This window comes from Serratia sp. 14-2641, assembly GCF_001692375.1.
GTDB classification, from domain to species: Bacteria; Pseudomonadota; Gammaproteobacteria; order Enterobacterales; family Enterobacteriaceae; genus Chania; species Chania fonticola_C.
In genome coordinates this window covers 1-13712 of record NZ_LXKR01000052.1, presented here as the reverse complement: position 1 = coordinate 13712, position 13712 = coordinate 1, and the positions used below count along the sequence as shown (strand labels likewise).

At 46.4% G+C, this 13712-nt stretch carries 13 protein-coding genes and 2 pseudogenes; 6 read left to right on the top strand and 9 right to left on the bottom strand.

Annotated elements, in window-relative coordinates; genetic code table 11:
* The 3 genes and pseudogenes from A6U95_RS31105 to A6U95_RS18500 form a co-directional block, all read left to right on the top strand.
* Positions 1–234 (top strand): annotated as a pseudogene (locus A6U95_RS31105) (hypothetical protein); the annotation flags it as partial.
* Complete coding sequence (locus tag A6U95_RS18505) at positions 231–1784, top strand: FKBP-type peptidyl-prolyl cis-trans isomerase N-terminal domain-containing protein (protein WP_081050722.1); 1554 nt, start codon at positions 231–233, stop codon at positions 1782–1784. The pseudogene A6U95_RS31105 and the gene A6U95_RS18505, both read left to right, overlap by 4 nt.
* A 334-nt stretch (positions 1785–2118) precedes the next feature.
* Positions 2119–2925 carry a hypothetical protein gene (locus A6U95_RS18500; protein WP_241810684.1) on the top strand — a complete coding sequence of 269 codons (807 nt, stop codon included), beginning with the start codon at positions 2119–2121 and terminating at the stop codon, positions 2923–2925.
* Between the two features lie 704 nt (positions 2926–3629).
* Here the strand turns inward: A6U95_RS18500 and A6U95_RS18495 are convergent.
* The 8 genes and pseudogenes from A6U95_RS18495 to A6U95_RS29960 form a co-directional block, all read right to left on the bottom strand.
* Positions 3630–4334, bottom strand: coding sequence for an SDR family oxidoreductase (locus A6U95_RS18495; protein WP_065685532.1), 705 nt, complete (start codon positions 4332–4334; stop codon positions 3630–3632).
* The gene (locus A6U95_RS18490) at positions 4331–4846 is read right to left on the bottom strand and encodes a cupin domain-containing protein (protein WP_065685531.1); all 516 of its coding nucleotides are present in this window, start codon (positions 4844–4846) and stop codon (positions 4331–4333) included. Before A6U95_RS18490 ends, A6U95_RS18495 begins: the two co-directional genes overlap by 4 nt.
* Positions 4847–4896: 50 nt before the next feature.
* The gene (locus tag A6U95_RS18485) at positions 4897–5880 is read right to left on the bottom strand and encodes an NAD(P)-dependent oxidoreductase (RefSeq protein ID WP_065685530.1); all 984 of its coding nucleotides are present in this window, start codon (positions 5878–5880) and stop codon (positions 4897–4899) included.
* A gap of 339 nt (positions 5881–6219) precedes the next feature.
* A complete protein-coding gene (locus A6U95_RS18480) occupies positions 6220–6798 on the bottom strand; it encodes a helix-turn-helix transcriptional regulator (protein ID WP_065685529.1) in 579 nt (192 codons plus the stop codon).
* Positions 6799–7256: 458 nt separating this feature from the next.
* Positions 7257–7580: a transposase gene (locus A6U95_RS31550; RefSeq protein ID WP_065685528.1), complete on the bottom strand. Its 324-nt coding sequence runs from the start codon at positions 7578–7580 to the stop codon at positions 7257–7259.
* A 24-nt stretch (positions 7581–7604) separates the two neighbouring features.
* A complete protein-coding gene (locus A6U95_RS31545; protein WP_343227217.1) occupies positions 7605–7901 on the bottom strand; it encodes a hypothetical protein in 297 nt (98 codons plus the stop codon).
* A gap of 171 nt (positions 7902–8072) precedes the next feature.
* A complete protein-coding gene (locus A6U95_RS31260; RefSeq protein WP_179253344.1) occupies positions 8073–8273 on the bottom strand; it encodes a hypothetical protein in 201 nt (66 codons plus the stop codon).
* A pseudogene (locus A6U95_RS29960) lies at positions 8206–8507 on the bottom strand (IS3 family transposase); the annotation flags it as partial. The pseudogene A6U95_RS29960 and the gene A6U95_RS31260, both read right to left, overlap by 68 nt.
* 572 nt (positions 8508–9079) lie before the next feature.
* On the opposite strand from A6U95_RS29960, the gene A6U95_RS18460 reads away from it, so the two are divergent.
* Positions 9080–9670 (top strand): LuxR family transcriptional regulator, encoded by a 591-nt coding sequence (locus A6U95_RS18460; protein WP_065685526.1) that lies wholly within the window; start codon positions 9080–9082, stop codon positions 9668–9670.
* 1547 nt (positions 9671–11217) lie between these two features.
* Here A6U95_RS18460 and A6U95_RS18450 read toward each other — a convergent pair.
* On the bottom strand, positions 11218–11730 hold the full coding sequence (locus tag A6U95_RS18450; RefSeq protein ID WP_065685524.1) for a hypothetical protein: 513 nt from the start codon (positions 11728–11730) through the stop codon (positions 11218–11220).
* A gap of 970 nt (positions 11731–12700) precedes the next feature.
* Here A6U95_RS18450 and A6U95_RS18440 point away from each other — a divergent pair.
* Both A6U95_RS18440 and A6U95_RS18435 read left to right on the top strand, forming a co-directional pair.
* Positions 12701–12985, top strand: a complete 285-nt coding sequence (locus A6U95_RS18440) for a hypothetical protein (RefSeq protein ID WP_065685522.1) — start codon at positions 12701–12703, stop codon at positions 12983–12985.
* The coding region (locus tag A6U95_RS18435; RefSeq protein WP_241810683.1) for a tyrosine-type recombinase/integrase at positions 12958–13712 on the top strand (755 nt) is incomplete at its 3' end. The genes A6U95_RS18440 and A6U95_RS18435, both read left to right, overlap by 28 nt.

The window sequence follows — 13712 nt, the reverse complement described above, 5'->3', positions numbered from 1 at the left end:
GAAGCGCAAAAAACCGTTAATCGGGAACAGTACGACAAGCAGCGTGCTGAGTTTGACCGGTTGATGAGCGGTGCGGCGCAATATGCCACCGTCCGCGGCCGGGTTGATGGCGTCACCCAAGATACCGTGGATGCCATGTACCGCTTCCGGGTCAATTTGCTCTGCGCCGCGATCAATCAGTCCGTGCTCACCAACCTGGCTGAGCGCGGTGAGCGGGAAGCGGCCACCAAATGAACACACCGGCGAGAGAAGTAAACAGGGCTAACCGTCGTTGGCCCGCTCCCTGGTGGCTGATGCTGCTGACCGTGCTGCCTGGAGTAGGGGCGGCCAACCCGACGGACGACAACGGTATTCCGGGGTTGCTACAGTTCGCTGAAAAATATAACGAGTCTCCACAGCCAGCCTCGCCGACGGCAACGTCGCCTACGCAGAAAAAAAAATCGCCTGCTCCGACTACTACTTTGTCTGCGAGAGAAGACCGCCAAAGAGATCATCGTCTCCAGCAACAGCAGCACGACAAGATTGTGGCACTGGAGCAGCAGGTGGCTCGGTTAACCGTGGAGCGCGATGCGGCGGTGTTGAAGGCGAAAACGGTGCCTGTCTCCAAGCCACAGGTGACACCTCCCACGACCGTGCCGCCAGATTTGCCTGACCTGGCCGGATTACGGAACCTGGTACAGGGGGTGCGCCAGGCTGTCGGGGTGACACTGAGTGAGCAACAGGCCAAGGAGCTGGTTGCCCGGGCTCGAGCGCGAGAGATTGCCGCCGACGAGGCATTGCGCGAGGCTAGGCATCAGAATCAGTCGTTGCAACAACAATTGGCGTCGTATCGACAGCAGCACGACGCCGCCAACAAGGCACTGCTGGCGGTAGATGAACGCCGTGACGCACTGCAAAAGCAACTGGCTTCCCTGCAACAAGAGCAATCCACCTGGAAATCCGATCTGGCAGCGGCTCAGGCGTTGATCAAACAAGGGAGAGATAGCGATACCGCCCTGCGTAAAGAACTCGGTCATGTGACTGCCCGTGCCGACAAAGTGCAGTCAGCACTCGATGTCAGCCAGGCGGAGTTGGTAAAGAACCGGGCCGAGCATAAAACACCGTCATCGGGCCAAGGGCAAGAGCCCGCGGTTCGGTTGGATGATGACATTAACCGGCAGTCCTATGCCGCCGGTGTAACGTTGTCACGGGACATCCAGTCTTTGCAGGATGAACATCGAGGCTGGGGTGTCACGGTGAACGAACAGGCCTTGCTGGCAGGTATTATGGACGGGGTGACTGGCTCGCTTAGGTTGACACCGGAGGCGTTGTCGTGGGCACAGGCTTCTGCGGATGCGGCACTCAATAACGCTCGCGCCTCGGTCATGAAACGCCAACAGGAGGCAGGTGACAAATACCTTGCCGAGTTTAAACGCCAGACCGGGGTGAAAGAATCACCACAGGGGTTCTGGTACCGTATTGATTATCTAGGTGATGCGCCCATTGCGGAAGGTGCCGTGGTATCTGTGGTCGTTAAGGAATCCCTGACGGATGGCACTGTTGTACAGGATATGGAGACGAGCGATCGGGTGTTGTCTCAGCCATTGCAAGATTTTCCTCCGCTCTTCCAAGCGGCGATTAAAGAGCTTAAAAATCATGGTGCGCTGACGATGGTAGTTCCTCCGGCACTGGCCTATGGCGAAAAAGGCTACCCCCCTAAGGTGCCACCGAATGCCACGGTTGTGTATACCCTGCGCATTGATGATGCCTATATGGTAGAGACGTCGCCAGCAAAGAAGTTATAGGCCGGTAGATTGCAGCAAAATTGTTAGACAACCGATTGTGACAAAAAAAGAAATCCCCTGATATCAACGCGCAAACTTGGCGGAATGACGATAATATCAGGGGATCCCCAAATAGAGGGCTTTGCAAACACACCTCTATTTTGTGTGAAAGTATACATTTTTGGCTTTGTCAACGCAAATAGATATTTCCGCCATAAGTCTGGAAAGAGTGACTGAAGTATGCCCTGCCTTTTTGGCTGACACCCCACGTGCCGCGCGTAAGGTTCATCGACATCACCAACCCCAATTTTGCGGTACCGTGCCCCGCAGTGTCGCGGCGCGGCGTTTTTGCGCCGTGCTGGCAAAGCATGACTGGAATCGTAACCGATTCATCGTGGCGCTGCGCCAACGAAATGGGCAGCGACTGGCGGTACGTTCTGAGCGTCGGGAGACCTTTGATGCGCTTGCCATGGCCGTATTGGCCTATTGTGATTACAACCCCGACAACGAATACCTGTTTGAGGTCATGTGTGGTGTGGAGCAGTTGGCTCGCCTGACAGGACAGCTCCATCAGGGAGCGGACCAACGAAAAACATATGATCCGGTACTCAAGGCGCTGAGGGATTGGGAGCGGGCCGGTCTGATCATCATCCTTCGCGGCTTTGATCCAGAGACTCGGCAATACAAGGCCATGCGTATCTGGGTCCGCCCCGCCTTTTTCGATGGGATGGGCATATCCCTGGCGGCCCTCAGAGACACGGTGACGGCATTTCGTCGTTGGCTGGAGCGAAAGGGATTGCGTGAGACCCGGCATACTCTTTATGCGCGGCATGTTCTGCGGATCGCCAACAGTAACGTGGCGCAGTTGGATAATCATCATTCCTTGAAACTTCTGTTGCGGACTATTCGGCGGGCCGTTGTAGGGGAGGATGTTGCCCTGTTGGCCGAGAAGGCGCGACTGGTTGCGGCGATCCAGAAGAAGCAACAGGAGAATCCACGTGAAGCTCCGCCAACGGCTGAGGGGCGTTATCATCGTTGGCGTAATACCCAGCCTGCAGCGGTATATCTGCCGCTGGAGCGCAGGTTCCGGCAGAGGTATCCCGGTATGTCGGGGGAAGTCTGGTTCCAAGTCCTGCTGGATAATCTCCCCGGGGAAGTCTGAAAGTACTGTCCTGTAACCTATAACATTGTTGGCATCACCACCTAACGGTGGTGATGCCGTTGGGTTCTTCCTGCAATTTGCCTGCACTGTCGTTACTGCTTCCTCCATCTCCCTGGATTTTTGCTCTGTCCTCTTGGGGCTCGCCCATCGAACCCGTAGCCAGAGGATTTTTATGCAGTTAACTTCGTTTTCTTTCTTTTTTTCTCGGTTAATTTCGAGGCTAACTCATGAACAAACGACCTTTTTAAAAAAAGGTGATATGCCGGTAAAAACCGGCGTTATCACGCACTGAAGTAGGAAAGATAAATCAGCAAAAAAACACGGTGCTTCAAGATCCACATCATCGCCTCCTGCCATTAACCCAGGTTAATGGCAAGGCCCCGATACAAACCGGCTACGCCGGCTTAACGGGGACCGGCTATGCACCTAAAGCGATTTGACAACTTTCTTTGCCTGGCAGGAAAGGGGGGGGCGGTTTGCGCATGCATACTGTATTCGACAAATGTCAGCCATCAGGCTATACCCAGATAGAAGCAGTAAATGTGTCAGTGCCACTGAATTGGTCGGACAAACCCAAACACGGGCAAAAGGGCACTGCGGAGATTATTTATTCTGTTACCTGGATCATTTCCCTGCGACAAAATAAATGGTCCCCTATTTTTCCTTGCTTCATCCGACCTTAAGGTATTTGTGTGGCAGTCCCGCTAAGGAAACCTTGCACACTCCACGTCTATGTTAGGTATAATGGCACCTGGAGATAAGGAGAGTAAAAAGCTAATGCAATTGACAATGTCTTGGGGTTGAATTTTTTCATCATCTGCCAAGTTAGGGAAATGGCGAGTCATATCCGTATTGGTGAACCCTGGGTTAATATTAGTGACCTTGATATTATGAGGAAGAAGTTCAAGCATCAACGAACCCGAGAGCCCCAGGAGCGCATGTTTGGAAGCGCTGTATGCACCAATCCCAGAGATGACTCTTCGAGCCGCATTACTCGCTATATTGATAATGTATCCTTGTTTATTTTTCTGCATGGCATGGCTAACCGCTTGAGTGAGTAAAAAAGGAGCGAAAAAGTTAACTTCAGTCATATCCAGTAAGTTTTGGTATTCGATGTCTGTTGTGCCTGGCATAAAGATGCCCGCGTTGTTGATCAGGACCGCCAAGTTTTTGTTCTTGCCCAAATCGTGGCATAACGTCTGCACTGCGTCGGTGTCAGAAAAATCAACGACTTTGATGACAAGGCGACAGGCTGGGTTTAACATCGTCCATTCTTCTCTCAGGTGTTCAGCGAGGGAGGGCGTTCTGACTATAGCCATGACATCAAACACCGCTTTTTTAATAAAATCTTCGGTGATTGCTTTACCTATTCCTCTCGATGCTCCGGTAATGACGGCAAATTTTTTCATGCACGCTCCCCGTAGCTGTATTTTGTGATCCACTTTGCATGCTGCGGGTAGCACAAAATCAGGTCGGCATAGTTTGCAATTTGTGAATCGTATACCTCCCATCCGGGGAACACGACTTCACTGACAAGACCAAATGAGGCTCCGCCCTTAAGTTCGGTGGATTTCCAAACGTTCCCTGGGGCGACAAGCTGCAGCTTATGGCCATTTTTTATGTCAGGCCCAAGAATGTGTTCTTCAGTTTTTCCATCAGGATGAATAAAACGGTAAGTCAGCGCACCTCCTCCATGATAAAAATGCAGTATGGGCGAAAGGTTTTTATGAAAGTAACCGATCGGGCTGTCATCAGTCAGCATATAAAAAATACAGGTTGAAAGGTGTCTCAGGCCACCATTGTGCTCACGAGATGTTTTCAAGTTCTCACGACTGCGATAGGTTTCATTGTAATAACCGCCTTCCGCATGTCGTATGAGTGACAGTTGTTGTATCAGGGCACTTTTGTTTGAACGTAACATAATACTCCTTCGAAAATCACGTTGATGGTTAGGCTTATGTCTATCACTTGTCATACCGGATAAGGTGCATCTTCAAATATTTGGTCGTGGTATCGACGCCAGCCGATTTTTTCAGCCAATGGGCTGCGGAATGGGCGATGATGCGACAGGCTGTCAAGTGCATGTTCGAAGGTGTATTTTGGTTGCCAATTCAATAAACGCCGGGCTTTGTCATTGACATAGACCCGATCGATTCTCGGAAACATTTTCCAGCCGAGTTGGTTATAGATATCCTGATAGTGTGGGTATAATGTCTGGATAACACAGTCAGCATTTTGATTAAGTAAATGACAATGTTCTTTAGTGAAAGGGGAGGTTGCGCTGATCACAAAACGATCAAAGCCCTGTGCTGGCGTGTAATCTAACGCCGCTGAGAGATGCGCATTAACGGCATCATCAATATCGACACGACGGTAAAGTAGTTCATTCACTTTTGCATTATCTGCACTGTAGTTATTTCTAATCTCTGGATTATCGTCATCCTCATAAAAGAAACGAGATAGACGTAGGACAATGCAATTAAGTCCATGATTACGAGAAAACACACGACAAAGCTCTTCAGAGCCTAGTTTTGTTGACCCATAAATATTTTTACTTTTAATGTGTGTGTTTTCATCTATCCAACTCGAAGGACGTCCTTGATCGGGTGCAAGCATGTCACCGTAAATGCTTGTCGTACTGGAAAAAATGAACGTTTTTATATTATTTGCTGCGGCACTTTCTAATAAGTTATGTGTTCCAATTGTGTTGGTTTCAATAAAATCACGGTATGTATGGGTGACAATATGTGGTTTATGCAATGTTGCCGTGTGGAAAACAATGTCGACCCCTTCCATGCAGCGATGAATCTCTTTTTTATCAATTATATTGCATACAACACTGGTCTCTTTGGAGGGTTTTTTATCCAAACCGATGACATGATATCCTTTCTCTTTACATCGTATTGAAAGTGCTTTTCCCAGATTGCCGCTGCTTCCTGTTATTAAAACTCTCAAAATAATTCCTCATTAGTCATTAAATTTTTGGGGGTTACTTAAATCCAAAAACATGATACTTACTGTTCTTAACGGGTTAATGCTCCATGTTCGATATTAGAATGAAATATATCCCTATAAAGGGAGATTCATAGAGACTTAAGTACTTAACTTATTATTTATGCCGTTGAGCGCTATTTTTGGTAGATAGTATGGAATTTTTTTTGATTTTAAAATGCTTAAAAAAGCAAAACAAAGAGAAAAGGAACAAGAATGCTGCGAGCAACAAGTAAAGCATGAGCTAATCTCCATGGGTATATTTAGGGTGTGGTTGTGAAAAAGTAAATACGTTATGTGGTTCTACCGTAGGTCAGGTAGATTAAAAATGACGTCATTTCTCAGCCAATAAGCCAACTCTGTATTGGTCGAGAAACTCAACTTCCTCATAGCTTTTTTTTTATACAGGTTTAATTTTCTTCTGTCAATATTCAATATTGATGATATAGTTTTCATTGATAAACCGTTATAAAGGAGCTGTAGTAGGTTTTTTTCCTGAGCAGATAATGCTAATGGGAAACATCTATAACACTTATTCTTATTTCTTTTTTTTTCGTGCATCGCCTGCATGATCAGTGAGAGTGTTTGCTCATTAGAGCTGTTTCGATATATGACGCCGCTTTCTCTAGTGCAGGAAAGCCCCTGGTGGCGTGTTTTTTTATCTCGGATTGAAAAGTAAAGGGTATCGCTGCTATTGCAGATAAAACGTTCATCAATGCAAAAGCGTGGAGAGGGGGCGGTGTTGTCAGTCGAAACTAATACAATGCTTTTTCGACCTCCAGGTAAAGTTTTTATAAAGGGATTATCTGGCGAGATGTAAGTGTCCAATAAATCTTTCAATCCTAATTTATAGTATTGATTTTCATCGAAAACAGTAATCATGCTGAAATTCTCCTAAGGTGTGAGTTTCGAGTGCACCTCTCTATATTATAAGGTAACTTCGTAAGTTAAAGACCTTTTTTATCCATTAGAGAAAACATAAGCATGTTGATCTGATATATTGGTTTGCGCGCCTTGTGTTCGATATTTTATATCGCTTCGATTTGCTCTTGGCTTATTTTACTTTCTGGTGTGAGCTATTATAGGCTTTGTTGAATAAATTAGATTTGGAATAAGCATCCCCGTAGCAGGTCGCTGCCAGTCAGGCGATAGCACACTTTCAGGCATACCAGTCTTTGTCATTTTGTTCATGGTTAGGGGATTGAATCGACCATTTTTGAGAGCCCTAACCATAGATCGTAGCGTTGTACACTCCCAGATGGCGTGGCTTAGCGAGCGATTACGCTTAAAAATTCATGTTTTGCTGTGTTTTTAATCCCCAACCTGCTTTTCAGGCGCACTTATCCAGCTACGGGGTCTGAAGCCATCGTTTTTGCCGTACGATGCAGCTTGTCAGAGAGCATTTTTGTGGCATGCTTGCCCGCCAGAGCGCCGGCAAAACGCAGTGGACTTTTGCACAGGATGCACTGATACGGGTCAGTGCCCAGAAAGCCCTTCATCAGTACCGCGTACCCGGGTTGCTTCGGTTTTTCCCGTACCGTCATCTCCAGCGCGTCGTAGACCTTCGGCAGTAGCGTGCCACGTTTGCGGTTAGCCAGGAAACCGTAATAACGCACCATTTTAAAGTGTCGTGCCGGGATATGGCTGACGTAACGCCACTGCATCTCCTCCTGGGTCAGCTCTGGCGTTTATGCTGCTGGGTTTTGTGGTTGTAGTACTGGTGAATACAGCGCCACCGTGGGTCTTTTTGGCGAAGTGAACTTTCCAGTGCCGCTGATATTGCGCCTGCAGGTAGCGTTTCCACTGCTTCTCATCGCGGATGTGGCCATGCCCCGGCAGGGTGGCAGGATTAACGCGGTCATAGCTGGCGCGGAGCAGACGGATGACGGCACCGCGCCAGCTATGACCTGCTGTTTTTTGAAAAATAGGTCGCGCCAGAGGCCATGTTTGATATCGAGACCGCCGCGCGTAATGGATACGTGGATGTGCGGGTGCTGATTGAGCTGGCGCCCGTAGGTGTGTAGCGCACAGCGGAACTACAGCAGTAGTGACGTACCCCCATGGCGCGAGTCCCACAGGCGAACATGCGTTCGACGGAGAGCTTGGTCCGGTCGCTGAGCTGGTGACCGTCTTTCTCGAGGAAGCGCTCCCAGCCCTCATTGTGCTGGAACAACAGCTTTGCGGGTCGCGGTATGTACATGACGCAGAGTATAAAATACGGCGATAACGGTGGAAAGGACTTCGGCTGCGCAGCAGACGAGCTCACGCAGCAGGCGTGCTACCGTTCTGATTAACGTGAAGTCCTTCACGCCGCAGAAGCTGCCATATGCGCCGGTAGCCAAAACGTTTGTGTTCAAGTGCCAGTTCAGTGATGCGTCCAGATAAACGTGTATCAACTGCCGGGCATTGCGCCTCATAACGGCATGTTGACAGCGACAAACCAGCCAACCTGCAGGCGTGACGTTGCGACAGACTCGTCGCGTCACACATCACTACCACCGCTTCCCGCTTCAGGTCTGTCGTTAGTACTTTCGCCTCAGCGCCCTGAAGCGCCTCCTTATTCAGCATGGCTTTGCAAGCAGCCTCTTCATGGGGGTGCCTTCATGTTGCTTGTTAATCAACGGTAGGCTGGTCAAGCTTGTTAATTTATGACTAGGGTATCAAACAATATGGGCGGTTTTTTGTAAAACACCGACCGGCAAAAGTAAGTGAGCTTTTGGGCTGCATGTCGCTTATTTCGATAGACTACTTTCATTTTTTTTCCAGTTTTTATCAGGTGATATTTTAAAATAATGAATAAATACTTAATGATAAATGGCTCAGTATGAATAATTCCTGCTTCGTCGCTGATGATGTCAGGGTGCACACTCTGCAATTAAAGGTTGAGCGATATTTTAAATCGCGAAAATTCCTGTCCTGCTCGTATTTAAAATTTATATTTCATAATGATTGGTGATGATTAAAATGGCTTCCCAAAATGGGCCGTATTTTGTAAAAATAGATATAATTTATGAGGGGAAGCTACGTACGATTGAATAGCATTAGAACGGATCTGAAATCAATATCATTTACCTTGATGTCCAGGAGACTAGGTCTTTTACCTCGTGTTATCTGGAAAATATGATTCAGAGTTGACTGGACAATAGAGATAAGGCAAATCACCATGATCGTTGTACATGACGCCAATCATTATTACAAATTGGGTATTGTCACTTTGTTGAACGCGGCACTGCGTTCCTACGTGTTGATGCCGTCTGCTAGGATGCAACAGGAGCCTAATGTGGTGTTAGTCGCTGTCGATGCGTTGCCTTCACCGCACTATTGTATGGAGTACAAAAAAAACACTTTCTATTTCACTATTCGTGACAAAATAAAACGATGTACATTACGCTCATGTGCGTTGGAGAGTGGCATTATTTATCGTAACGAACCCGCGTTAATCGTGGTTGAACGGATACTACAAGTTATTAAAGAACAAGATATGCGACGGTTGTTTTTAAATACGCTGCGCAGTCAATGTAAAATTCCCAAGTTATCGCTAATCGAAACTCATATTTTGCGCTGTCTTCATAATGGTATGTCGCCAACGCGAATTGCTTCTTTGTTTAATATTCATGTCAAAACTGTGAGTGGACATAAAATCAATGCCATGGAAAAATTACAAATTAGGCGGAATACGGAACTGCTGATATGGTTTCAAAAAGGAGGCTTGGATGCATTGTTTCCTCGCTATTGTATACGCAAAGGCTTTTAATTATCATTAAAATTGTTAGTAGATATATAGACTGGCAGAAATCAATTCTGCCTTTAGATACTGATTATAGATGATGTGTTATAACCTCACTCTCTGGAGAGCGTATAATCTCTAAACATGATATAAAGTTACTGCAAAAATTGCCCCAAGGGAGATAATCAGTAACGTAAAGATTACTGCGAGGAGAATAATGACGATTTTTTTCAATTTCATAATGCCATGCCTTTAATATAAAAATGAATAGTGAAATTACTAGTGTATGCATCTGAAGTAACGATGAAGGTCAATAAAAAATCGGGGTTCTATTGTTTTCAATTGGCTATCGCCCCTTCCGTTATTACAGCGCCGAGGTAATGATAACAAATATTCCGCTCATGGCGACAATAATATTTTATTTTTTATCAAATGACCATTTTTATACAAAACTATTTTCTTGCAGTGTCGATAAAGTAAATTTATAAGGATGTGAGATAGTGAGTCTGCGATTTGACGACACTTGGTGTTTATCACCGAGGTCTCTGATGTGCGATGATAAGAGAGACTTTAATAAAACAGGGAAAATTAAAACTTTTTGTGTGGCTTATCCTCAGTTGCAGGGTTTTGTGATAATCAGCCCTGACCAGAATATAAACTACCCTTTTGCACTTGATAATCACCGGAGTATCTAGTCACCCCGTTTTCTCCGGTGGATAAACAGCCATTGTCAGATGTTCATATCAGATTTATAATGGTTATTGCTATATAGATTAGCGTCTGTTTCTGTGTGGTTGAGGTGTATCGCATTATAATAGTTTGTTGAATGAATAATTTCAGGTAATATCATGAAAACATTAATAATTGCAGCGTGCATATCACTTTCAGGTTGTTCTTGGACCTGGATACCCATGCCAAATCCTAATCATGAGGTGTGTCCTCGAGGAACCAACACTATCACCATGGAATGCAGATAAGTGAACTGAATATAGTTACACCAAGCAAGGTTTTAATATCTAAACTTTACATTTAATGTAACTAAATAGGGTTGGTTATATTATTCTGGTGGTTTAATGGGAGGAGCCCGTTCTGTCATTTTTATCTTATTTTTATGGTCTATATGATGCCAATTATCTACGATCTCATTCTAAAAGTTAGTTCAAATTCACATTCATATTGTTAACTACGGTCTAGAAAGGAGTTTGTCGTTTTCTTAAAAGTGAGTTAATAATGGATTATTTATCATAATAATCTATACTTTAATTTCAAGTATCTATAAATTGTAAAGGATAAGGTCATGAAGATAAATACCATAACTTTTATTTTTCTACTGTCTATGCTTTTTGTGAGTTCAGCTAATGCCGAGACATGTGTAGATGAGAATGGGAATTTAGATGTCCCATGCTTGTGTGGGATTTTATGCAAAATCGGTGAGGGGGGGTCCCTGTGCAATTGTGACATCCCTCCATTTTAAAATTATAGTTAACTGTTCAAAACCACCGTTGGGTGGTTTTTGTATATTTAGTATGAGTTGTAATAATGCCAGTCTTATAAATTAAAGTGGCTTTATGAATTTACCTAAAGCTCCATTGTGCACCAATGGCAAATATTGAAGGAAAAATAATACCACTTTCAATGCCAAAGTAACTGGTCAAATTGTATTGAACGGCGTGATAGATATAGGGAGAAAAACCAATGCCGGTCGCATCTTTGAATTTATTATATGAACCGTCATTACCACATTGACTGAACGCATCAAAAAAGAACTCACCTACATATCCGTAAACACCTTTAAAAACCCAACCGGAATCATTAGACATCCAGTCTCTCCTCAGACCCAGTGCTATGCAGCGGTCATTGAAACTGTTTTTCATTGTTCCAGCTAAAAGGCTGTATCTTTGATCATCAGGAAATCTTCGTTCTACGGATAAAAATTTGTTATCAAAGTTCTCCGTGTATTGTCCATTATTATTTTGCAAATGATAAACAAATGAGCCGGTGTTAATGGCGTATAAATTTTTTTCACCTGCGATACATTCTGCTGCTACCGTGAATAAACATGAAATAGCAAATGACTTTTTTAGCATTTTAATACTCTCTCTTAATATGGAGGATTGTTATATAAGTGAATCTAGACCCTGACAGATGTCTAGAAGTTCCTGGTGCACTTTTCTCTATTTTTATGACCAACAACAACGGTTATCGCAGGTAGCAGCATAGCAAACAAAAGGGCGGCAATCACCCGTAGGCACATGCCTTCAACCGGTCATTCGAGGGGTTAACCATTCCAAGCTTCTTTTCATCATTGATAGCATCTATTAACAGTAGAACATATAATCCTTGTGTGTGCTACTGACTACAATACGATGTTATTATTAGTGTCGAACTGTGCGTAGATAAGGCCCTGAAGCCATAAACGTTACCCATACCTTTTTGTTTGGGCTGCAACAAACCGATAAGGGGGGTTTTATGATGTACGTAAATGCCATTATGGCTGTAAAGCGGCTGTAAGCTATCGCCGGTACACAATTAAGAACATAAGATATGATTTATTGATTATCCCCGAATACGTGATGCTGAGATCCGTTGTGTTGACATGTGATGTTGCTGTGATCTCTTTCGCCCTGGCGAAGATCACCCTTTCCGATGTCTGCATTTTTCGGCAAATCGGCACCCCGCCCCACCAAACCCCACATGTAGGAGTTCACCCCCTGATAGAGCCACTGCATGTGGTGGTTTACCCCGCCTGATCCGGTTCACACCCCTCACGCTTTACGATTAATATGATTCCGAAATATGGTATTATTCCTTAAGTCGGAAGCAGTAAAAGGATCCATAAGGATCCTCACGACGAATTACTTTGCGTGCAGCCGGACCCCGGTTGGGCGATAATTTTAAGCAGCAGCGCGCATGAACATCGCCAGAGGCTAAAAAGTACGCGTTTTAGGACAAGATTGCGCTACGTGAAATCTGAACGTCGACGTGGGGCGTAGATGGGCAGATTTTACGTAGCGCTACCAATCAAAATCAGCGAGATGACGCGAGGAGAAAGACACCATGGGACAGGATCTCACCCCTGAGCAGGCACGGTTTGCCGTGCTGTTGACCGACTATCCGCAGATTTCCGGTTATTGGGACTTTGCTACACGACGATGTGATGAAAATGCGTTGCGGTCGGCACTGGCGTTCATGAGCCGCGGCGAACGGCAGGTGGCCCTGTTCTTCCTGTCGTTGTGGACCGGCAATGATGAGGGGTTTGACCTGCTGGAGGCGGCCCGTGTCGTGGATAGCCAACACCGTCAGCTGGTGATCCATTGGCTGCGCGATCCGTTCTGGCCATGATGCAGCGCGCCGGTTACCGGGGAGGACTGGCCACCACCGGCACACCGACTGGCCAAGAAACCCCGTTGCTGGACACGCGGGATTATCAGCATGCCCTGGCGCTGCGCAAAATGGCGCTGGTTTACGATGAACTGCCGCGCTATCTGCTGGCCCCGGAAGTGGCTGCCCTGCTTCACTATCTGCCTGACTGGCCACAGCATGCGCTCATTAATTTGCTGTGGAACACCGGTGCCCGGATCAATGAAGCCCTTTCGCTCAAGCGGCGAGACATCCGGCTCACCGTGGAGATGCCCCATATCATTCTGCGTACCGCCAAACAACGACGCAGTGGCCCCGGCCGTCCTGCCAAAGGGAAATCGGCCAATCGGCTGATCCCCCTGACCGATCCGCACGTTGTCGACGAGCTGCGTCGGCTGTTTGCCAGTACCAAAGAACAGTTTGAGATCGACGCACAAACGGGTGAACGTACGCCCTTACCGATTTGGCAAACCACCGATCGCACGGTGCGCAACTGGCTCACCAAGGCCGAACGGCAGGCCAACAGCGAGGGCATTCATTTTAGCGTGCCGGTGACCCCGCATGTTTTTCGGCACAGCTACGCGATGCATATGCTCTATCAGGGCACGCCGCTGAAGGTGTTGCAGGGGCTGATGGGCCACGAAAAAGGGGAAAGCACAGAAGTGTATACCCGGGTGTTTGCGCTCGATATCGTGGCCAACCGCCAGGT

Excerpts from the sequence above, each read along its gene's own strand:
- A6U95_RS18440 (WP_065685522.1), top strand. The coding sequence starts at position 12,701 with ATGGGACAGGATCTCACCCCTGAGCAGGCACGGTTTGCCGTGCTGTTG.
- A6U95_RS18490 (WP_065685531.1), bottom strand. The coding sequence starts at position 4,846 with ATGTTACGTTCAAACAAAAGTGCCCTGATACAACAACTGTCACTCATA.
- A6U95_RS18450 (WP_065685524.1), bottom strand. The coding sequence starts at position 11,730 with ATGCTAAAAAAGTCATTTGCTATTTCATGTTTATTCACGGTAGCAGCA.
- A6U95_RS31550 (WP_065685528.1), bottom strand. The coding sequence starts at position 7,580 with ATGCAGTGGCGTTACGTCAGCCATATCCCGGCACGACACTTTAAAATG.
- A6U95_RS18495 (WP_065685532.1), bottom strand. The coding sequence starts at position 4,334 with ATGAAAAAATTTGCCGTCATTACCGGAGCATCGAGAGGAATAGGTAAA.
- A6U95_RS18460 (WP_065685526.1), top strand. The coding sequence starts at position 9,080 with ATGATCGTTGTACATGACGCCAATCATTATTACAAATTGGGTATTGTC.
- A6U95_RS18480 (WP_065685529.1), bottom strand. The coding sequence starts at position 6,798 with ATGATTACTGTTTTCGATGAAAATCAATACTATAAATTAGGATTGAAA.
- A6U95_RS18505 (WP_081050722.1), top strand. The coding sequence starts at position 231 with ATGAACACACCGGCGAGAGAAGTAAACAGGGCTAACCGTCGTTGGCCC.